Source organism: Labrys sp. 22185 (assembly GCF_052045555.1).
In the GTDB taxonomy this organism is placed as follows: Bacteria; Pseudomonadota; Alphaproteobacteria; order Rhizobiales; family Labraceae; genus Labrys; species Labrys neptuniae.
Genome location: NZ_JBQEPH010000002.1, coordinates 519,644 through 540,419 on the forward strand (window position 1 = coordinate 519,644; position 20,776 = coordinate 540,419).

The following is a 20,776-nucleotide window of genomic DNA, read 5'->3' on the forward strand; positions in this document are numbered from 1 at the left end:
CCACTTCAATCCAACTTCTCGCCGGCCGGGTTTTCGGGACGCCAGCCGGTCGCGAGTTTCTTGGCCTGCTCGATCCAGCCGTCCCGCAGGGCCCTGCCCTTGAAAGCCCCGAGATTCTGGTCGACCCAGGCAAGGTTGCTGTCGTTCCAGGCGGCGATCTGATCGAAGTGATAGACACCCATCTGGTGCAGCATTTCCTCGAGCTTGGGACCAACGCCGTGGATCAGCTTGAGATCGTCAGGCCCGCCCTCGCGAGCGGCCTTCAGCAGGACCGGCTTGTGGTCATCGGAAACGGGAGCGGGCACCGGTGCGGCGGGGGCTGGCGCTGCCGCCGGAGCTGCAGCTACCGGTGCCGCCGTCGTAGCGGGAGCAGGAGGAGGAGGTGTACCGGCAGCCTTTGCAGCTTCCGCCTTGGCTGCCTCTGCCTTCGCGGCTTCCAGCTTAGCCTTTTCTTCCTCGAAGCGCTTTTTCCAGGAGCCGATGACCGAGCCGTCATAGAGCGCCGGATCGTTCAGGGTCTGGGCGCCTCCTTCCGGCTCGGACGAGAAGCGGCCGTTCTGTGGCCCCGGCTTCACTTCCTTGCCGGCAGCGAGATCGTCGATGATGCGTTCCATGATCTCGGGCGTGAGATCTTCATAGAAATCGGCGTTGATCTGCACCATCGGCGCATTGCAGCAAGCCCCGAGGCACTCGACCTCCAGCCATGAGAAATTGCCATCGGCGGTCACGTGACGTTCCGGACCGACGCGTTTCTTGACCACGTCGCGGATCGCCTCGGCGCCGCGCAGCTGGCAGGGCGTGGTACCGCAGAGCTGGATGAAATATTTGCCCACCGGCTCCAGGTTGAACATGGTGTAGAAGGTTGCGATCTCCAGAACGCGGATCTTCGCCATGCCCAGACGCGCCGCGATCACCTCGATCGCTGCCTGGGACACCCAGCCACCGGCCTGTTCCTGCGCCTTCCACAACAGCGGTATCACCGCCGAGGCCTGCCGGCCGGGCGGGTATTTGGCAATCTGCTTTTCCACCCACGCCTCGTTTTCGGACGTGAAGGCAAAGCTTGCCGGCTGGAGTTCCTGGGGCGCGAGCCTGCGGACGGACATGCGCATTCCTCTTTAACTGCTAGAGCAAGGCGCGTCTTGGCAAACGCACTGTTGCTCTCACTCCTGGTTTCGACGCGTCTTGCGATTCGTGGTGATCCCCTCAAATCGCAAGACGCTTTTGCAACCGGTTCAACGCCGGCTGCGACCCAAATCAACGATCGACTTCGCCGAACACGATGTCGAGAGAACCGAGAATGGCGGAGACGTCTGCCAGCATGTAGCCGCGGCACAGCCAGTCCATCGACTGCAGATGCGCAAATCCCGGCGCGCGGATCTTGCAGCGATAGGGCTTGTTGCCGCCATCCGAGACCAGATAGACGCCGAATTCGCCCTTTGGCGCTTCAACGGCCGCGTAAACCTCGCCGGCGGGCACGTGATAGCCCTCGGTGTAGAGCTTAAAATGGTGGATGAGCGCTTCCATCGAACGCTTCATCTCGCCGCGCTTGGGCGGCACGACTTTGTTGTCGGCGGCCGAAACCGGCCCACTCGTTGCACGCAGCAGCGCGCAGCACTGCTTCATGATGCGGATCGACTGGCGCATCTCTTCCATGCGGATGCAGTAGCGGTCGTAATTGTCACCGTTCTTGCCGATTGGAATGTCGAAATCGAGCTCTGCATAGCATTCATAGGGCTGCGACTTGCGCAAATCCCAGGCAGCGCCCGAACCGCGCACCATCACGCCCGAATAGCCCCAGGCCCAGGCATCGTCGAGCGACACGATGCCGATATCGACATTGCGCTGCTTGAAGATGCGGTTGTCGGTGAGCAGGCCTTCCAGATCGTCGCAGACCTTGAGGAAGGGATCGCAGAAGGCTTCGATATCGTCGATCAGTTCAGGCGGCAGGTCCTGGTGAACACCGCCGGTGCGGAAATAGGCGGCATGCATGCGGCTGCCCGAAGCACGCTCGTAGAAGATCATCAGCTTCTCGCGCTCTTCGAAGCCCCACAGCGGCGGGGTCAGCGCGCCGACGTCCATGGCCTGGGTGGTGACGTTGAGCAGATGCGAAAGCAGGCGTCCGATCTCGGAATAGAGCACGCGGATGAGCTGCCCGCGCTTGGGTACCTCGATACCAAGCAAACGCTCGATGGCCAGGCAATAGGCATGCTCCTGGTTCATCGGCGCGACGTAATCGAGCCGATCGAAATAGGGAATGGCCTGCATGAAGGTCTTGGCTTCGATCAGCTTCTCGGTACCGCGATGCAGCAAGCCGATATGGGGATCGACACGCTCGACCACTTCGCCGTCGAGCTCCATGACCAGACGCAACACGCCATGGGCCGCCGGATGCTGCGGGCCGAAATTGATCGCAAAATTGCGTAGATGCGGTTGGTCGTTCATGTCGTTTCCAAACTTTCCGAGTTGGCCAGCTGGTTCGGAGCCATTTCGAGAGTCTTGCTAGTCCTGATCCGGCGCGCGGGAGCGCGTCAGCTCGCCTTCGCCTTCTCGTCGCCGGGCAGGACATAATCCGTCCCTTCCCATGGCGACAGGAAATCGAAGTTGCGGAATTCCTGATTGAGCCTGACAGGTTCGTAGACCACGCGCTTGGCCTCGTCGTCCCAGCGCACCTCGACGAACCCGGTCATCGGGAAGTCCTTGCGCAAGGGATGGCCGTCGAAGCCGTAGTCGGTCAGCAGCCGGCGCAGGTCTGGATGGCCGGTGAACAGGATGCCGTAGAGATCGTAGGCTTCGCGCTCGAACCAGAGCACGCCGGGGAACAGTGCCACAGCCGAGGGAACCGGGGTCGCCTCGTCGGTTTCCACCTTCACGCGGATGCGCACGTTCCTGGTCGGCGACAGCAGGTGATAGACCACGTCGAAGCGCTTTTCACGCGCCGGATAATCGGCCCCGCAGACATCGATGATCGAAACGAAGCGCGTGCCGGCATCGTCCCTGAGGTGCTTGAGCACCGCCAGGATATTATCGGGATCGGTGGTGACGGTCAGTTCGCCAAAAGCATGCACGACATTGGAGACGGCCTGCGGAAAGGCAGCCTGAAGCGCCTCGCCGATCCCCTGCAGAGTTTCAGAGTTTGCCATGTCAGCTCCGCTCAACGCTCGATGGTGCCGGTACGGCGAATCTTCTTCTGCAGCAGCAGCACGCCATAGAGCAGCGCTTCGGCCGTGGGCGGGCAGCCGGGCACGTAGATGTCGACCGGCACGATGCGGTCGCAGCCACGCACGACCGCATAGGAATAGTGGTAATAGCCGCCGCCATTGGCGCAGGAGCCCATCGAGATGACGTAGCGCGGCTCGGGCATCTGGTCGTAGACCTTGCGCAGGGCCGGCGCCATCTTGTTGGTCAGCGTGCCCGCGACGATCATTACGTCCGACTGGCGCGGGGAAGCGCGCGGGGCGAAGCCGAAGCGCTCGACGTCGTAGCGCGGCATCGACACCTGCATCATCTCGACCGCACAGCAGGCGAGGCCGAAGGTCATCCACATCAGAGAGCCGGTGCGAGCCCAGTTGATCAGATTGTCGGCGGAAGTGACGAGGAAGCCGCGATCAGCCAGCTCGGCATTGATGTCGACGAAAAACGGATCGGTCGACCCGACCGGCTTGCCGGTATTCGGATCGATGATGCCCTTGGGTGCCGGCGCCACCAGCGTGCCGCCTGATGTCTCCAGGTTCAATCCCATTCGAGCGCGCCCTTCTTCCACTCATAAACGAAGCCGATGGTCAGCACGGCCAGGAAAATCATCATCGAGGTGAAGCCGAACAGGCCGACTTCCTTGAACGTGATCGCCCAGGGGAACAGGAATGCCACTTCGAGATCGAAGATGATGAACAGGATCGACACCAGATAGAAGCGCACGTCGAACTTCATGCGTGCGTCGTCGAAGGCGTTGAACCCGCATTCATAGGCGGAGAGTTTTTCCGGATCCGGGCGCTGATACGCCACGAGGAAGGGCGCCACCAGAAGCGCCAGGCCGATGACGGCCGAGACCCCGATGAAGATGATAAGCGGCAGATAGCCGGCGAGAAGGTTGTCCATCAGCACGAACCCTATAGCGTTTTGCGATCCGGTGAGCTCACCGAGAATCGCAAAGACGCGTCGAGACAAAGAGTTGGAACATTGCGGCGTTGTCGCTGAAACGCGCTTTGCTCCAGCTGTGATCGACCGGGAGCGCTTGAACTCGGGGTCGCCACGTTTGGACGATACGGGCATGGGCGCGCTTCGACAGCGGCGCTCACGCCGGTCATCCCTCTACAGCGCTTTGGAAAACCACCTTCACGCTGCGTCGTGGACGACCTGCAGCGAGCCTTAAACCACGGCTATGGGAGGCGCAAGCTTGGAAGCGTTCCAGCCAAGAGATTCCTACCGCACTGCGGCAGAATATCGGGCGATTCTGGCATGATCTTGGCGCATAGCCGTTATGAGTTGCAAGACACTGCCTGCTTGCAACCGAACACATTCGCAAATGGTCGGGCTGAAAATGCAAAAGCCAGCCCGAAGGCTGGCTTTTTGTCACAAAATGGCGAGAGTGACGGGACTTGAACCCGCGACCTTCGGCGTGACAGGCCGACGCTCTAACCAACTGAGCTACACCCCCGTCTCTCGCCAGCGGCGGCGAACCGTGCTGGCGTGGCGCGGTGATTAGAGGGCCTCCCGCACAGTGTCAAGCGTCAATTCGCAACGCACTCGAAATTCAGTTCGCGATGCGGGCCAGCCGAAAGCGTTTGATGTCCTCGGGCGTCAGAATTCGGATGCTTCCGACCCCATATTGCTCGGCTAGATCGATCAAAGCGGGGTTCACGCCCATCTTTTTCGAATAGGTGCGCAGCATTTGGGTCACTTCGGGGAATCGCCGCATACTGCGCAGAACCGAGAGCGGATCACTGCCGGAACTGTTGGGCAGATATTCGCGATGAACGCCGACTCGCGATCCTGCGGGGACGAATCGCTTGTTGCCCCCCATCAGCGCATAGACGCAGGCCGACATGCAGGAGCCGTTGACGGCAACCGGCTGCCCGCCCAGCGTGATAACCCGCCCGACGAAGACGCTCGTGCGCAATTTGCGCAGCACATGGCCCAGATTGACCCCCTCGACCAGATGGCCACCGGGCGAATCAATGATCAACACATTGCTGGTGCCGAGTTTCGAGGCCTGCTGAGCGAAGTCGATGAAACGCTCCACCGTGCCGCTGGTCATCTCGCCATTGGCAACCATCAGGCTGGGGCAGCGCTTGCCGCATCTGGTGCCGAGGGACAGGCTCACCACCTTGAAATCCATGGCGGCAGCAAGGGCCGTCTGCGGCAAGGCGCTCCAGCACAACCCTACCGCAAGCGCCCCCAGCCCGATGGCACGCAACAAAGAACTCACCATTATGTCTGCTTTTCCTTCGAGCAAAGCGCGTTTGGCGTTTGCCTACTCTCACTCTTTGGTTCCACGGGGCATTGCGTTCCTGGCGATCGTACCAAATCGCAAAAGGCTGTTGCCTGGCGGACCGGGCATCATTCGATATCGGCAACCGGTGCCCGCACCACTCCCGCCGTTTCCAGCGCCCAGGCGGCCCGCAAGGCCAGATCCTCCCGCCAGGCGGGGGCGATGATCTGTACGCCGATGGGGAGCCTCTCGCCCTCGTTCCAGAGCGGTACCGTGACCACAGGCAGTCCAATAAAGGAAATCGGCTGGGTGAACAGCCCCAGATTCGCGCGAACAGGCACGGCCTGACCGCCGACCTCGATGGTGGTAGCGTCGATTCCGGGGGCACGACAGGGTGTCGCCGGCGCCAGAATCAGATCGATTCGCTCGAAGATGCGATGCATCTCCGCCTGGAACCAATGACGAAAGCGATGCGCCGCGCTTACCCAGGTCGCCGGCACCATGTTGCCCGCAATCAACCGGTCCCGGACACCTGGCGCGAAATCCTTGGCACGGGCGCGCAACCGGTCGCGGTGCAGGGCTCCAGCTTCGGTTATGGTGATCAGGAAGGCCGCTGCCCGGGCGACGGCCGCCTGGGGGATCTCCACGACCTCGCTGGCGTCGAGCGCCTTGGCGCAGCGCCGTACGGCCTCCAAAGCGTCGCGATTGCCCTCCGGGCGGAAGTAACCATCCGCCACGGCGATGCGCAGCCCCTCGATGCCGCGGCCGAGTTCGAACAGGGCCGGCTGCACCGGGCGCTGGGCACAACTCGGATCGTCGGGATCGGGCCCCTGCATGGCATCATAGGCGAAAGCCAGGTCACGCGCCGAACGGGCCAGAGGCCCCATGTGATCGAGACTGGCGACGAACGGAAAGCTTCGTGCGCGGCTGAGCCGCCCGAAGGTCGGCTTCAGGCCGAACAATCCGCACAGCGAGGCTGGCACGCGGATGGCGCCATTGGTGTCGCTGCCGAGGGCCAGGGGCACGAAGCCCGCTGCCACCGCACTTGCCGGACCGCTGGAAGATCCTCCCGCCAGGTGGTCGAGGGCATGGGGGTTTCGCGAGGGAGCCTCGTGCGGGTTCTGGCCGGTGAAATCATAGGCGTATTCGCTCATATTGAGCGCCCCCACGCAGATCGCCCCCTGCCCTTCCAGGCGCTCGATCAACGTCGCGTCCCGCGTGGCGGGCGGATTGTCCCGATTGATCCGGGAGCCGGCAAGGGTGACGAGACCGGCGATATCGTAGAGGTTCTTCACGGCGAAGGGCACGCCGGCCAGGGCCCCGACCGGTTTGCCGGCGGCATGGCGGGCATCGATGGCGTCGGCCCGTGCCAGCGCGCGCTCGGTGAGCAGCGCCGTAAAGGCCCCGACTTTGCCGTCCAGCCGCTCGATGCGCGCGAGCGTGTGCTCGATCGCCGCGCGGGCCGTGAAGCGGCCGCTGCGGATGCCGGTGGAGATTTCCAGAATGCCCAGTTGCGGCGAGCAGCCCTGATCGAGCAGGCTGGTCATGCTGCGAAGACCGCAGCGGGCTGATTGCCATCCTCGATCGGGAAGGACAGCACCTCTTGTGCCAGATCGGCGGTCAGTTTCAGATTGGCGGCGACGCCCTCGCGAAAATCGGGATCCACTTCGATTCCGATCATCGGTGCCATCGCATCGATGACCGCCTGCGCATCGAATTCGGGTTTGCCGCTCATCGCATCGCCCCTCGAGAATGATGTAGGCGGACTGTCCCTCCTTCGCCTCCCGAAGACAAGCCAAATGATATGGCATCACCGAAGTTTGCGCAGGCGACGTCGCTCCATATGCTTGGCCAGGCGAAGAAAACGGAAATAGGCATAGTTCGTCGCCGTCGCGATGCCGTAGAGGCCGCGTACGAAATGACGACGCCCAATATAGGCCTTCAGGAAGTTGAGGGGGAATTCGGTCAGAATTCGCCAGCTGCTGAGTGTCTTGCCTCTCTTGTCGAGATCTTCCGCCTGCTGCTCGGTATAGGCGTTCAACTTGGCAATTTCATCGCCGAGCGAACGGATCGAATAATGATGAATGCGTCCCTTCAGCCGTGCGATCCGCGGTTGAGCGTTGAAATGCACCCGATCATGCACGGTCGAATCGGCATAACGGCCGCGATCGAATCGATAGAGCCGCACCGGTGCCAGCGTGTATCCCCAGGGATGGGGCTCCCTTTCCCCCGGAAAGATCTCGGCGATGTCGATCTCGTAACCATCGGCCTGAGGCCCGTCGCCCGAGAACAGGTCACGGATCTCGGCCGCCAGCTGCGGCGATATCACCTCGTCGGCATCGATATTGAGAATCCAGTTGTGCCGGCACTGCGTCTCGGCAAAGCGCTTTTGCGGACCATAACCGGGCCAGGGATTGTGGATCACCCTGGCGCCGAGCTTTTCGGCGATCGCCTGCGTGCCGTCGGTGGAGCCTGAATCGACCACGATCAGGTCATCCGTCAGGCCACGTGCGGCCTCGATCGTCGCACCGATGCGATCGGCCTCGTTGAAGGCGATGATGAAGACGGACAAGGGCTGCGGGCCGGGCTGTCCGGATGCTGGTGCGGGTGGCGACATGCCGGTGATCTAATCGAAGCCTCGAAAAATGGCCAGCCCATCGGCCGCAAGCCGGAGATTTTGTCCGTAACGACGCTGCGGCATCCGCCTAAAGGCCAAGAGCAGTGCCCATCCTGCTGTGGTAGTATTCGCTGCGCACAAATCAGGGTTGTAACGAAAGATCCAGCAAGGACGAAGATGTCATCGTTGCCGGCATGGGTTCCCGGCGCGGGCGTCATGCAAGCCTTCCGCTTTCGTCTCGTGATCGAGCCAGTTCAAGCGTCGTCAATTTTCACGGTTCAAGTTGCGGATCGCTGTCATCAGACAGCGATACCTCACGCGTGTCTCGAAACGAAGGACGCAAGGATCGCATCGCCAAGGGAGTCCGGTGCCGGCGGCGGCAGGCCGCATTCGACGACAGGAGAACAGCGATGGCCTTACAGAATGCAACGATAGACCCGGACAAACTCAACGCCTTCATGGGCAAGATGCTCAGCGACGTCGGGGCCGCGATGAACGCATCGCTGCTCCTCATCGGGGACAAGCTCGGCCTCTACAAGGCCCTCGCCGAGGCCGGGCCGATGACCTCCCAGCAGCTCGCCGAGAAGACCGGGACATCCGAGCGCTACATCCGCGAATGGCTCGCCGCGCAGGCAGCATCGGACTATGTGGTCTACGATCCGGGGACGGGTCACTTTTCCATGCAACCGGAACAGGCGGCGGTCTTCGCCGACGAGGACAGCCCGGTCTTCCTGGGCGCCGTGGGCGATCTCGTCGCCGCGACCCTGCGAGACGAACCCGCCATCGCCGATGCGTTCCGCACCGGCAAGGGGGTCGGTTGGGACAAGCGCGACAAATGCCTGTTCTGCGGTACGGCCCGTTTCTTCCGCACCGCCTATCGCCATCATCTCGTGCAGGAATGGCTGCCTGCCCTGGAGGGCGTGATGGAGAAATTGGAGCAAGGCGCAACCGTTGCCGATATCGGCTGTGGGCATGGCGTTTCGACCATGATCATGGCCCGGGCCTTCCCCAATTCGCGCTTCTACGGCTTCGACTATCATCCGGGTTCGATCGACGACGCCAGAAGCGCCGCCGAGGCCGCGGGAATGGCCGACCGCGTCACGTTCGAGGTGAGCACCGCCAAGACGGTGCCGGCGCGCGGCTACGATCTCGTCTGCTTCTTCGATTGCCTGCACGATATGGGCGACCCCGTCGGGGCCATGCGCCATGTCAGGTCCACGATGGCGCCCGAAGGAACCTGCATGCTGGTCGAGCCCTTCGCCAACGACCGGCTCGAGGATAATTTCAACCCGGTCGGACGCGTCTATTACGCCGCCTCGACCGTGATCTGCACGCCAGCCTCGCTCGATCAGGAGGTCGGTCTGGCCCTCGGCGCACAGGCCGGCGAGGCCCGCCTGCGCAAGGTGGCCAATGAAGCGGGTTTCACCCGGTTCCGCCGCGCGACGGAGACACCGTTCAATCTCATCCTCGAAGCGAGGCCGTGATGCGACGACGTCCTTGCCGGCCGTTCAGGCCGGCAGCATCTTGCGATATTGGATGAAGCCCGAACGGGATGCCACCTGGTCGTAGACGGCCTGGGCCTCGACATTGCTCTCGTGGGTCAGCCAGTAGATGCGGCTGGCTCCCCAGCGCGTGGCCTCCTGATAGGACCATTCGATCAGGGCGCGGGCGACACCTCGGCGGCGGGCCCATTCGGCGGTGAACAGGTCCTGCAGATAGCAATAAGGGCCCGGCGTCCAGGTCGAGCGATGCAGGATCAGGTGCACGATGCCGGCAAGCCGGCCATCGATGAAGGCGCCATAGGCGGACATCGGCTCGGCAGGATCGTGGAACCGCGCCCAGGTCAGCGCCGTCGTCTCCTCCGGCACCGATGCCTTGTAAAAAGTGAGGTAGCCCTGCCAGAGCGGTTCCCAGGCAGGGCGATCCTCGGCCGTGAGCGCACGGATCTCCATCAGTCGAGATTGAACTTCGACATCTGGCGATGCTCGCCGTGGATACGGCGCACCGTGCCGTTGAGCGAACGATAGATCACCGTCTCGGTGGTGATCACGGGCCCGCGGAACTTCACGCCCTGGAGCAAAGCCCCGTCGGTGACACCGGTCGCCGCGACGATCACGTCGCCGGAAGCGAGCTCTTCCATCTTGTATTTGCGGGTCGGATCGGTGACGCCCATCTTCAGCGCGCGTTCGCGCTTGGCCTCGGTGTCGAGGATGAGGCGTCCCTGCATCTGGCCGCCGACGCAGCGCAGAGCCGCAGCCGCCAGCACGCCCTCCGGAGCGCCGCCAATGCCCAGATAGATGTCGATGCCGGTCTCATGGGCATTGGTGGTGAAGATCACGCCCGCGACGTCGCCGTCGGTGATGACGCGGATCGAAGCGCCGACCTTGCGGATCGCCTCGATGATCGGGGCGTGGCGTGGACGATCGAGCACCAGGGCGGTCAGTTCGCGCGGCTTGACGCCCTTGGCCTTGGCCAGGGCATGCAGATTGTCCTCCACGCTGGCATCGAGATCGACGACACCCTCGGCGTAACCAGGCCCAATGGCTATCTTGTCCATATAGACGTCCGGGGCGTTGAGGAGCGAGCCGGCAGAGGCCATCGCCATCACGGCAATCGAACCCGGCATATCCTTGGCGCAGAGGGTGGTGCCTTCCAGCGGATCGACGGCGATGTCGACCTTGGGGCCCAGGCCGTTGCCGACCTTCTCGCCAATGAACAGCATCGGCGCCTCGTCGCGCTCACCCTCGCCGATCACCACGGTGCCGTCGATCGGCATCTTGTTGAGCTCACGCCGCATGGCGTCGACCGCCGCCTTGTCGGCGGCCTTTTCATCCCCTCGTCCACGCAGCAATGCCGAGGCAACGGCGGCGCGTTCGGTCACACGGACCAGTTCAAGGGAAAGGATGCGCTCGATGACATCCGTCGGCTTGACCTGAATAATCTCCGACATGGCTTCCTCCGTTGTTAGAGTGTGTCGTCAGTTACGGCTTGGCGTTCGAGGCAGCAAACCTGCCCCGCGACACGCCCTGAGATGCTGCTTACTCGCGCTCGATGCGGATCAATTGCGGCGTTTCCACGATGTAGCCATCGGCAACCATGGCATCGACGGCCCCGCGAATATCGGCCTCGGTGGTGGCATAGGTGATGAGGATGACGGGCACGGCGCCAGCGACTTTGCTCGGATCGTCGCCGCCATAGACCTTGCCGCCCCGATGCTTCTGCACGATCGATTCCAGCGAGATCCCCCGCTCGGCCATACGCGTGGCGATGCCAGCTGCGGCGCCCGGCCTGTCCGCCACCGAAAGGCGGACATAATACCCGCCCTTATGGGCCTGCATGGCGGCGGCCGGCAGGGGCTCGAGATCGCTGGTCTTGCGCCCGAACGGCGCTCCGGCCTGGCCGCGCGCGATATCGGCGATGTCGCCGATCACGGCGGAGGCCGTGGCTTCTCCACCGGCGCCCGGGCCGACCAGGGTCAGTTCCGGCACGGCATCGGCATCGACCGCCACCGCGTTGGTGACGCCGTTGACCTGAGCGATCGGGGTCGATTTCGGCACCATGGTCGGGTGGACGCGCTGCTCCACGCCGGCTTCGGAGCGCGTAGCGACGCCCAGAAGCTTGACGCGGTAGCCGAGCTCGTCGGCGGCCAGCAGATCCTCGGTGGTGATGCGCTCGATGCCCTCGACATGGATGGCATCCGCGTTCACCTGCGTGCCGAAGGCGAGGCTGGTAAGCAAAGCAAGCTTATGGGCGGTATCGAAGCCGCCAATGTCGAAAGTGGGATCGGCTTCGGCATAACCCAGGCGTTGCGCCTCCTTCAGGCAGGCATCGAAGGACAGGCCCTCGGCCTCCATCTTGGTTAGGATGTAGTTGCAGGTACCGTTCAGGATGCCATAGACGCGATCGATATTGTTGCCGATCAGGGCTTCGCGCAGCGTCTTGATGATCGGCACGCCGCCGGCGACGGCCGCCTCGAAATTGAGCGCGACGCCGGCCTTCTCGGCCCGCCTGGCGAGATCGACGCCGTGGCGCGCCAGCAGAGCCTTGTTGGCGGTGACCACCGGCTTGCCGGCATCGAGGGCCGCCTTCACCGCCTCGTGCGCCGCCCCCTCCTCACCGCCCATCAATTCGACGAAGACGTCGATCCCGGGATCGCGGGCCAGTTCGACGGGGTCATCGAACCAGCGGAAACGCTCCATCGGCAGGCCGCGGTCGCGCGTTCGCGAGCGGGCGGAAACGGCGGTCACCGTCACGGCCCGGCCGCAACTGGCGGCAAGCGCATTGGCACGACGATCGAGAAGGCGAATGGTGGAGGCACCGACGGTGCCAAGGCCGGCAATACCGATTTTAAGAGGATCAGCCATCATCAGTCCGAACTTGAGATTGCGCACTTGTGCAATGGCGCGCTGCCGGGATCAAGTCATCCGGACAGGGATTTCTCGCGATGAACTTTCCAACTTTGGTGGATAGAGCGCGTTTCCAGGGCGCCGCAAGGCATCCCGCCTGCTCCCGGAAGCGGTGCGAAGAGAAGCGGAAAAGGCGGGCCGGATGCCCGCACTTCCGGGAATCGAGCTTCAATCGGCGGAATCGGTTTCCTTCCGGCCCCGGAATCCCGTGGCAAGCACATACATTTCGCTGGAACCTGCGCGGCTCGCCGCCGGCTTCAAGTGCTTCACCACAGCGAAGTCACGCTTGAGCAAGGTGAGGACATCGCCTTCGGTGCCCCCCTGGAAGACCTTGGCGAGAAAGGCTCCGCCCGGAGCCAGCACTTCCACAGCGAAATAGGCCGCGGCCTCGACCAGCGCGATGATGCGCAGATGGTCAGTGGCACGATGGCCCACCGTATTGGCGGCCATGTCGGACAGCACGAGATCGGCGGGGCCGCCGAGCATCGCCTTCAACCGATCGGGCGCCGCATCGTCCATGAAGTCCATCTGCTCGAAATCGACACCGGGAATGGGATCGATCGGCAGGAGGTCGATTGCCACCACTTTGCCGCGGCCGTTGACGGAATCGGTGATCTCCGCCGCCAATTGCGACCAGCCACCGGGGGCCGCGCCGAGGTCGAGCACGCGCTGGCCGGGCTTGAGCAGCTTGGCCTTGTCGTTGATCTCGATCAGCTTGTAGATCGCGCGCGAACGCCGTCCCTCGCGCTTGGCGCGGGCGACATAGGGATCGTTGAGCTGGCGCTCGAGCCAGAGCTGCGAGGAATGGGTCCGCCCCCGCGCCGTCTTCAGCCGCACACCCAGTTCGCGCGCACCGCTGCCCCGACCCGAACTGTTCTTGCCCTTGCCGGAACCACCCTTGCCTGCTCCGCCACTCACGGGTTGCGCCCCGCACCATTGTGACGCCAGACGCGATCCTCCTGCATCATCTGCACCAATAATCCTTCGCGCAGGCCCCTATCGGCCACGCGCAATCGTTCACAGGGAAAAGCCCGCCGTATGGCTTCGAAAATGGCACATCCGGCCATCACCAGATCAGCCCGCTCCGGTCCGATACAGGCATTGGCGACGCGCTCCTCATAGGTCATGTCCAGGAGGCGTTCGAGCACGTTGTCGATCTCGCCGCGCGACATCCACAAGCCGTCCACCCGGCGCCGGTCATAGCGGGGAAGATCGAGATGAATACCGGCCATGGTGGTCACCGTGCCGGAAGTGCCCAGCAGATGCAGGCGCTTGACACGCTTGGCGATCGCTTCGCGGTGCGCGAACGAGGCCAGCATGCCCGATACATCGTCCACCATGCGCTCGAAACTCTCGCGCGTCACCCTGACGCCGCCATGGCGTTCGGAGAGTGTCACCACCCCGACGGGAAGCGACGTCCAGCCGCGCACCCTGGGCTGTCGATTCCGGTCGGCCGGATCGATGTCGAGCCAGACGATCTCCGAAGACCCGCCGCCGATATCGAAAAGCACCACGCCGTCGAGATTGCGGTCGATCAGCGGGATGCAGCCGGCGGCGGCCAGCCGGGCCTCTGTCTCCCGGTCGACGATCTCGAGATCGAGCCCGGTTTCCTTCAGCACGCGCTCGACGAAGAGCAATCCGTTATCGGCCGCGCGGCAGGCCTCCGTGGCGATCAGCCGCGCCCGATCGACGCGCCGGTCCCGCATCTTCTGCGCACAGACGGCCAAGGCGTCGACAGCCCGCCCCATGGCATTGATATGCAGGCTGCCGCTGGCACCCAGTCCCTCGCCGAGCCGAACGATGCGCGAAAAGGCGTCGATGACGCGAAATCCCTCTCCCGTCGGGCGCGCAACCAGAAGGCGGCAATTATTCGTGCCGAGATCAAGCGCCGCATAGGTGTGGTGACGGCGCGCCTGCTCTCCTTGCCGTAATTGCGGCACGGATAGATGTGCACCATCACTCGACCGAGGCGCTTGTGCCTCCAAACTTCGATCCACCAAAATACTACCTTGACCGTGCCCGGTCGCAATTTTCCTGCGCCACAGGCATTTCGCCACTTCGTCTGCGAGTGTAACAAGTTCCGCGCCGGTGGCGAGAAAGAATTCCATCTATGTTCGTGTTATCAAGATCATGAAGGCTCCAGCCAAATTGCGTGTGGCGGCGCTGATCGTCGCGGCGGGACGCGGATCGCGGGTCGGCGGCGCCGTTCCCAAGCAGTATCGACTTCTGGGAGGGCAAAGCGTCCTCGCCCGCACCCTCGCCCTTTTCGAGCAGCATCCCGCCATCGACAGCATCGTCACGGTGATCGGCGCGGGAGACGAGGACCTGTTTGCCGCATGCTCGGCGGGAATCAGCAAGCAGGCGGGCTCCGTTCCCGGCGGCAGCACCCGGCAGACGTCCTGCCTCGCCGGGCTGAAGGCACTGATTGGCGACAGGCCTGATATCGTGCTGCTGCATGACGCAGCACGCCCCTTCGCGAGCCCCGCTTTGATCGACCGGGCGATCGAGGCGGCGCGCGCGCACGGGGCGGCCGTGCCAGGGCTGGCGGTTACCGATACCATCAAGCAGATCGACATGGACGGCCGGGTCAAGGCGACCCCGGAACGCAACCTCCTGCGCGCCGTCCAGACGCCGCAGGCCTTTGGCTTCGACCTGATCCTGTCCTCCCATCTCGCGGCAGCCGAAGCCGGCATCGAGACCCTGACCGACGATGGCGCCGTCGCCGAATGGGCCGGCCATCCTCTCCACATCTTCGAAGGCGAAGCGACCAACATGAAACTGACGACGGAAAGCGACTTCCAGCGGGCGGAACAGGCGGCCAACGACCTGGCGGCCCTCGGCGACATCCGAACCGGAACCGGCTTCGACGTCCATGCCTTCGACGAAGGCGACCATGTCTGGCTCAACGGCGTGAAGATCCCGCATGAGCGCGCGCTGAAGGGACATTCGGATGCCGATGTCGGTCTTCATGCCCTGACGGACGCCATTCTCGGTGCGATCGGCGACGGCGACATCGGTTCGCATTTTCCGCCTTCCGACCCGCAATGGAAGGGCGCCTCGTCCGATCGCTTCCTGGCGCACGCCGTCGGCCTGGTGCGAGCGCGAGGCGGCGCGATCGCCCATCTCGACGTCACGCTGCTGTGCGAAGCGCCCAAGGTCGGTCCGCATCGGGACGCCATGCGGGCGCGCATCGCCGAGATCGCCGGAATTGCCGTCGACCGGGTGGGCGTCAAGGCGACCACCACCGAAGGCCTGGGCTTTACCGGCCGGCGCGAAGGCATCGCCGCCATGGCATCGGCGACCGTAAGGTTGCCCTGGAGCTGATCGGGGCACGGACATCTCAGCGGCATGGAGGCATGTCGCGATCTCCGCCTCTTTGCCTCCAACTTTATGCTTTCAAGAGCGGACGGGATGTCCGCGCTCCGAGTGAGGATACCGGCCATGAATGACGAGATCTTCTTCGAACAAGCCACCAAGGTGCTCGCGGCTTGCCGCGCCAAGGGCCTCATGGCCGCAACGGCGGAATCATGCACCGGCGGACTGGTCGCCGGCGCCCTCACCGCTATTCCAGGCTCCTCCGACGTGGTCGATCGCGGCTTCGTCACCTATTCCAACGAGGCGAAAGCGCAGATGCTCGGCGTCTCGCCGGACCTGATCGAACGCGACGGCGCGGTGAGCGAAAGCGTCGCCTTCGCCATGGCGGAAGGAGCGGTGCTCCATTCGCGCGCCGGTCTGGCCGTGGCGATCACGGGCGTTGCCGGCCCTGGCGGCGGCACGGCCGCCAAGCCCGTCGGCCTCGTGCATTTTGCGGCCTGGAGCCGTCAAGGGCCGCGCCTGCATGTCGAGCGCCGCTTTGGCGACCTGTCGCGCTCACAGATCCGCAGGCACGCGGTGGAGCAGGCTCTCGACCTCCTGCTGAGACTTGCCGGCGAGATCAGGGTGACCGTCTAACATTCCAGTTGTGTTTTCATGCTAAGGGGACCCGGAGTGTCGGCCTCCCGGCTGACGTCGTGAAAGGAAGCGCTTGCCGGCAAGCGGGCTGTCAGCCACTCCCCCCAACCGATGCTCCTGCTCCCTCACGCGAACGCAACCATAGCGCTAAGACGCCGCGATCGCCTTGCGGCCATAGACGACATCCGCCCTTTTCTCGAAGGCCTCGGCGAAACGACGGAAGGCGGCCTCGAACATCGCCCCCATCAGCATGCCGAGCGTGCGGGAGCGGAAACTATAGTCGATGAAGAACTCGACGACGCAGCCCCCTGCCCCATCCTCCTTGAAGGACCAGCGATTCTCCAGATGGCTGAAGGGGCCGTCGAGATATTCGACCAGGATCTGCAGCTTGTCCCGGTCCATGGTCACGCGGCTGCCGAAGGTTTCACGGATCAGCTTGTAGGCTACCGTCATGTCGGCGACCATGACGAGCAGTCCATCGTCCTGCGGCTGGCGGCTGCGCACCCGCAGCGCCGAGCAGAGCGGCACGAAGAGCGGGTATTTTTCGACATCGGCCACCAGATCGAACATGTCGGCAGGCGAATGCTTCACGCGGCGCGTGGTACGGAAAGAAGGCATGATCAAACTCCGATGCCTTCATATAGGGATCGGCCAGCAGGCAAAACAGTTTAATCGCGGGGTCCGGACGGCAAAGAGCGGAGTCGGCCCACGATTTCGTTTGACAAATCGACACTTGATTCCAATGTTGACTAAGTCAACATTCAATGGCTCCTCCCATGTCCGTCATCGACGATATCCGTGACTTCAACCGCTTCTACACCCATAAACTGCGTCTGCTCGATCGGCACATGCCTGCCAGCCCCTTCCCTTTGCCGGAAGCGCGCGTGCTCTACGAGCTCGCCACCGCCGGGGAACAGACGGCCGCCGACATCGGCCGGCGCCTCGACATGGACAAGGCACATCTCAGCCGGATCGTCGCGCGCCTGAAGGCCCACCGGCTGGTGGAAAGCCGCACCGACCCTGCTCATGCCCGCCGCGATCTGCTGTCGCTGTCGCCTGCGGGACGCCATGCCTTTGCCGAGCTCGAAGCCGGTACCACCGCGCAGCTCGACACCCTGCTCTCCCCTCTCGGGGACGGAGATCGCGGCCAACTCGTCGGCGCGATGCAGGAGATCAAGAAGCTGCTCGACGTAAAGGAGCGTTCGCCACAGCCTGTCATTCTCCGCAAGCCCCGGCCCGGGGATCTTGGCTGGGTCATCCATCGCCAGGCCCAGCTCTACCACCAGGAATATGATTGGGACTGGACCTATGAAGGGCTGGTCGCCACCATCCTGGGTGATTTTGCCGCCAACTTCGATCCGGCGCGCGAGGACGCCTGGATCGCCGAACTCGATGGATGCATCGTCGGCTCGATCTTCCTGATGAAGAGCGATGCCCCCTCCGTTGCCAAGCTGCGCCTGCTGTATGTCGATCCCAGCGCCCGCGGACATGGACTGGGCAAGAGGTTGGTGCGCGCCTGCATCGAGCGCGCCCGAGCCCTCGGCTATGCCTCCCTCACGCTATGGACCAACGACGTCCTGAGTGCGGCAAGGAAGATCTATCAGACCGAGGGTTTCGAACTGGTGGCGGAGAACCGCCATCATTCCTTCGGCAAGGACCTCGTTGGCCAGACCTGGACGCTGGATTTGTGACAGGGAGGGTCGATTTCCCTAGCCGCATCGAAAGACCGGGCGGGATCAACCACATCGGAGCAACCGCGCTTGCGGCTGGAGGCAGATGTCGGTCGCAGACCGGCCCTCTGTGCCATCAGCGCCCTAGCTTGGCTGCCCGATTGGCTTTCAGCCGGGCGAAGTCGTCGCCAGCATGGTGAGACGAGCGTGTCAGCGGCGAGGAGGAAACCATCAGGAAGCCCTTGGTGTAGGCCACCGTCTCATAGCTCTTGAACTCGTCCGGCGTGATATAGGCGACCACCGGATGGTGCTTGCGCGAGGGCGCCAGATACTGGCCGATGGTGATGAAGTCGACATTGGCCGAGCGCAGATCGTCCATCAGCTGCAGGACCTCGTTCCGCTTCTCGCCGAGCCCGACCATGATGCCGGACTTGGTGAAGATGGAGGGGTCGAGCTCCTTCACCCGCTGCAGCAGGCGCATCGAATGGAAGTAACGCGCGCCGGGGCGGACAGTGAGGTAATTGGAAGCGACCGTTTCCATATTGTGATTGAACACGTCCGGCTTGGCCGCCACCACGATCTCGAGCGCGCCTTCCTTGCGCAGGAAGTCCGGCGTCAGGATCTCGATGGTGGTGCCGGGCGAATGGTGGCGGATCGCCTTGATCACTTCGGCGAAATGCTGGGCGCCGCCATCCTTGAGGTCGTCGCGGTCGACCGAGGTGATCACCACATGGCTGAGGCCGAGCTTGGCCACGGCGATGCCGGTGTGCTCGGGCTCCTTGGGATCGAGCGGGCCGGGCATGCCGGTCTTGACGTTGCAGAAGGCGCAGGCCCGCGTGCAGGTGTCGCCCATGATCATGAAGGTGGCGTGCTTCTTGTCCCAGCACTCACCGATATTGGGGCAACCCGCCTCCTCGCAGACGGTGACGAGCTTGTTCTCCTTGACGATCGCCTGGGTGTCGCGCCAGCCCGGCGAGCCCGGCGCCTTCACGCGGATCCAGTCCGGCTTGCGCAGCATGGGCTGATCCGGCCGGTGCGCCTTCTCGGGATGGCGCGGCCGGTTGTCATTATTGAGGAGATCGAGGACGACAGCCATGACAAGCCCTTCGGTTCATTGAGGCCGATATATCAGGAAAGCTCGCGTTTCACCATTGCCGGACAAGCTCGGCAAATCCCTCGCACACGCATGCCTACGTCGCCGCAGGCATGCGTGCATGCCGCGATATCCGATTACATATGGATGGCGCGGCCATAGGCGTCCAGGACGCTCTCATGCATCATTTCCGACAGGGTCGGATGCGGGAACACCGCATGCATCAGCTCTTCCTCGGTGGTCTCCAGGTTCATGGCGATCACGAAGCCCTGGATCAGCTCGGTCACCTCGGCACCCACCATATGAGCTCCCAGGAGCTTGCCGGTCTTGGCATCGAACACCGTCTTGACCAGGCCTTCGGGCTCGCCAAGCGCAATGGCCTTGCCATTGCCGATGAAGGGGAAGCGGCCGACCTTGACGGCAAAGCCCGCCTCCTTGGCCTTCTTCTCGGTCAGGCCGACGCTGGCGATCTGCGGCGTGCAATAGGTGCAGCCGGGGATCTTGTCCTTCTCGAAGGCATGCGGATTCTTGCCGGCGATCGCCTCGACGCAGACCACGCCCTCATGCTCGGCCTTGTGTGCCAGCATCGGAGGGCCGGCGACATCGCCAATCGCGAAGATGCCGGGCACGTTGGTCTTGCCGAAGCCGTCGACCACCACGCAGCCGCGATCGGTCTTCACGCCGAGCTTTTCCAGGCCGAGATTCTCGATATTGCCGACCACGCCGACGGCCGAGATCATGCGGTCCGCCTCGATCACCTGGGACTTGCCGTCAGCAGTCTCCACCGTCGCCTTGACCGAATTGGCGGTCTTCTCGACCTTGGTCACCTTGGCGTTGGAAAGGATCTTCATGCCGGCCTTCTCGAAACGCTTGCGCGCATGGGCGGCGATTTCCTCGTCCTCGACCGGCAGGATCTGCGGCAGCACCTCGACCACCGTCACCTCGGCGCCGAGCGTGCGATAGAAGGAGGCGAATTCGATGCCGATGGCGCCTGAGCCGACCACGATCAGCGATTTGGGCATGTCCGGCGGCACCATGGCATCGAAATAGGTCCAGATCAGCTTCTTGTCCGGTTCGAGGCCCGGCAGCACGCGTGGGCGGGCGCCGGTGGCGACGATGATGTTCTTGGCCTGGTAGGTTCCCGGCCCCTGGGCGCCCTTCGGCGCCGGGATGGCAGGCCCCTGCACCGACTTGATCGAAGCCTTGACTACGATCTCGCCGGGCTTGGTGATCTCGGCCTCGCCCCAGATCACGTCGACCTTGTTCTTTTTCAGGAGGAAACCGACACCGGTGGCGAGCTGAGCGGAGACCCCACGAGAACGCTTGACCACGGCACCGACATCGGCCGAGACCGAACCGTTGAGCACGAGGCCGAAGTCCTTGGCGTGCTGGGAATTGTGCAGCACCTCGGCCGAGCGCAGCAGCGCCTTGGTCGGGATGCAGCCCCAATTGAGGCAGATACCGCCCAGATGTTCGCGCTCCACCACAGCCGTCTTCAGCCCGAGCTGGGCGGCACGAATGGCGGTGACGTAACCGCCGGGGCCGGAGCCGATCACGATGACGTCGTAGGAACTCATTTGGGGTCTCCTCTTGGGCCTGGCGCCGGGAACG

The 20,776-nt window shown here is 63.5% G+C and carries 21 protein-coding genes and 1 tRNA gene; 4 read left to right on the plus strand and 18 right to left on the minus strand.

Annotation, left to right across the window (positions count from 1 at the left end):
* Nucleotides 1-5: 5 nt before the first annotated feature.
* From nuoE to ACTJKX_RS07070, 10 genes are all read right to left on the minus strand, one after another.
* Nucleotides 6-1,103 carry an NADH-quinone oxidoreductase subunit NuoE gene (gene nuoE, locus ACTJKX_RS07025; protein ID WP_311938190.1) on the minus strand — a complete coding sequence of 366 codons (1,098 nt, stop codon included), beginning with the start codon at nucleotides 1,101-1,103 and terminating at the stop codon, nucleotides 6-8.
* 151 nt (nucleotides 1,104-1,254) lie between these two features.
* On the minus strand, nucleotides 1,255-2,442 hold the full coding sequence (locus ACTJKX_RS07030) for an NADH-quinone oxidoreductase subunit D (RefSeq protein WP_311938189.1): 1,188 nt from the start codon (nucleotides 2,440-2,442) through the stop codon (nucleotides 1,255-1,257).
* A gap of 86 nt (nucleotides 2,443-2,528) precedes the next feature.
* A complete protein-coding gene (locus tag ACTJKX_RS07035; RefSeq protein WP_440724824.1) occupies nucleotides 2,529-3,140 on the minus strand; it encodes an NADH-quinone oxidoreductase subunit C in 612 nt (203 codons plus the stop codon).
* Nucleotides 3,141-3,151: 11 nt separating this feature from the next.
* On the minus strand, nucleotides 3,152-3,739 hold the full coding sequence (locus ACTJKX_RS07040) for a NuoB/complex I 20 kDa subunit family protein (RefSeq protein ID WP_068282522.1): 588 nt from the start codon (nucleotides 3,737-3,739) through the stop codon (nucleotides 3,152-3,154).
* A complete protein-coding gene (locus ACTJKX_RS07045; protein WP_068282520.1) occupies nucleotides 3,730-4,095 on the minus strand; it encodes an NADH-quinone oxidoreductase subunit A in 366 nt (121 codons plus the stop codon). Before ACTJKX_RS07045 ends, ACTJKX_RS07040 begins: the two co-directional genes overlap by 10 nt.
* Before the next feature lie 482 nt (nucleotides 4,096-4,577).
* Nucleotides 4,578-4,654, minus strand: a tRNA-Asp gene (locus ACTJKX_RS07050).
* A gap of 96 nt (nucleotides 4,655-4,750) precedes the next feature.
* Nucleotides 4,751-5,452: a hypothetical protein gene (locus tag ACTJKX_RS07055; RefSeq protein WP_440724825.1), complete on the minus strand. Its 702-nt coding sequence runs from the start codon at nucleotides 5,450-5,452 to the stop codon at nucleotides 4,751-4,753.
* Nucleotides 5,453-5,556: 104 nt separating this feature from the next.
* Entirely contained in the window at nucleotides 5,557-6,975 is a 1,419-nt protein-coding gene (locus ACTJKX_RS07060; protein WP_311938185.1) for an AtzE family amidohydrolase, read from the minus strand.
* Nucleotides 6,972-7,163, minus strand: coding sequence for a DUF4089 domain-containing protein (locus ACTJKX_RS07065; protein ID WP_394309213.1), 192 nt, complete (start codon nucleotides 7,161-7,163; stop codon nucleotides 6,972-6,974). The genes ACTJKX_RS07060 and ACTJKX_RS07065 overlap by 4 nt, the downstream gene beginning before the upstream one ends.
* Nucleotides 7,164-7,238: 75 nt before the next feature.
* Complete coding sequence (locus tag ACTJKX_RS07070) at nucleotides 7,239-8,045, minus strand: glycosyltransferase family 2 protein (protein ID WP_394309215.1); 807 nt, start codon at nucleotides 8,043-8,045, stop codon at nucleotides 7,239-7,241.
* A gap of 410 nt (nucleotides 8,046-8,455) precedes the next feature.
* Between ACTJKX_RS07070 and ACTJKX_RS07075 the strand changes: the two genes are divergently transcribed.
* Entirely contained in the window at nucleotides 8,456-9,529 is a 1,074-nt protein-coding gene (locus ACTJKX_RS07075; protein ID WP_440724826.1) for a class I SAM-dependent methyltransferase, read from the plus strand.
* A 24-nt stretch (nucleotides 9,530-9,553) separates the two neighbouring features.
* Here the strand turns inward: ACTJKX_RS07075 and ACTJKX_RS07080 are convergent, their stop codons facing one another.
* The 5 genes from ACTJKX_RS07080 to ACTJKX_RS07100 form a co-directional block, all read right to left on the minus strand.
* Entirely contained in the window at nucleotides 9,554-9,997 is a 444-nt protein-coding gene (locus ACTJKX_RS07080; protein ID WP_311938180.1) for a GNAT family N-acetyltransferase, read from the minus strand.
* Entirely contained in the window at nucleotides 9,997-10,995 is a 999-nt protein-coding gene (gene glpX, locus ACTJKX_RS07085; RefSeq protein ID WP_311938179.1) for a class II fructose-bisphosphatase, read from the minus strand. Before glpX ends, ACTJKX_RS07080 begins: the two co-directional genes overlap by 1 nt.
* 88 nt (nucleotides 10,996-11,083) lie before the next feature.
* Complete coding sequence (locus tag ACTJKX_RS07090) at nucleotides 11,084-12,409, minus strand: homoserine dehydrogenase (protein ID WP_440724874.1); 1,326 nt, start codon at nucleotides 12,407-12,409, stop codon at nucleotides 11,084-11,086.
* A 210-nt stretch (nucleotides 12,410-12,619) separates the two neighbouring features.
* Nucleotides 12,620-13,369 (minus strand): RlmE family RNA methyltransferase, encoded by a 750-nt coding sequence (locus ACTJKX_RS07095; protein ID WP_311938175.1) that lies wholly within the window; start codon nucleotides 13,367-13,369, stop codon nucleotides 12,620-12,622.
* Complete coding sequence (locus tag ACTJKX_RS07100) at nucleotides 13,366-14,559, minus strand: Ppx/GppA phosphatase family protein (RefSeq protein ID WP_394309220.1); 1,194 nt, start codon at nucleotides 14,557-14,559, stop codon at nucleotides 13,366-13,368. The genes ACTJKX_RS07095 and ACTJKX_RS07100 overlap by 4 nt, the downstream gene beginning before the upstream one ends.
* Before the next feature lie 22 nt (nucleotides 14,560-14,581).
* On the opposite strand from ACTJKX_RS07100, the gene ACTJKX_RS07105 reads away from it, so the two are divergent.
* A complete protein-coding gene (locus ACTJKX_RS07105; protein WP_394309222.1) occupies nucleotides 14,582-15,775 on the plus strand; it encodes a bifunctional 2-C-methyl-D-erythritol 4-phosphate cytidylyltransferase/2-C-methyl-D-erythritol 2,4-cyclodiphosphate synthase in 1,194 nt (397 codons plus the stop codon).
* A 117-nt stretch (nucleotides 15,776-15,892) separates the two neighbouring features.
* Nucleotides 15,893-16,402, plus strand: a complete 510-nt coding sequence (locus ACTJKX_RS07110; RefSeq protein ID WP_415087252.1) for a CinA family protein — start codon at nucleotides 15,893-15,895, stop codon at nucleotides 16,400-16,402.
* Between the two features lie 147 nt (nucleotides 16,403-16,549).
* Here the strand turns inward: ACTJKX_RS07110 and ACTJKX_RS07115 are convergent, their stop codons facing one another.
* A complete protein-coding gene (locus tag ACTJKX_RS07115) occupies nucleotides 16,550-17,020 on the minus strand; it encodes a type II toxin-antitoxin system RatA family toxin (protein WP_440724827.1) in 471 nt (156 codons plus the stop codon).
* Nucleotides 17,021-17,178: 158 nt separating this feature from the next.
* Between ACTJKX_RS07115 and ACTJKX_RS07120 the strand changes: the two genes are divergently transcribed.
* Nucleotides 17,179-18,093, plus strand: coding sequence for a bifunctional helix-turn-helix transcriptional regulator/GNAT family N-acetyltransferase (locus ACTJKX_RS07120; protein ID WP_440724828.1), 915 nt, complete (start codon nucleotides 17,179-17,181; stop codon nucleotides 18,091-18,093).
* A gap of 115 nt (nucleotides 18,094-18,208) precedes the next feature.
* Here the strand turns inward: ACTJKX_RS07120 and lipA are convergent, their stop codons facing one another.
* A complete protein-coding gene (gene lipA / locus ACTJKX_RS07125; protein WP_440724829.1) occupies nucleotides 18,209-19,168 on the minus strand; it encodes a lipoyl synthase in 960 nt (319 codons plus the stop codon).
* A gap of 134 nt (nucleotides 19,169-19,302) precedes the next feature.
* A complete protein-coding gene (gene lpdA, locus ACTJKX_RS07130) occupies nucleotides 19,303-20,742 on the minus strand; it encodes a dihydrolipoyl dehydrogenase (protein ID WP_440724830.1) in 1,440 nt (479 codons plus the stop codon).
* Between the last annotated feature and the right edge of the window lie 34 nt (nucleotides 20,743-20,776).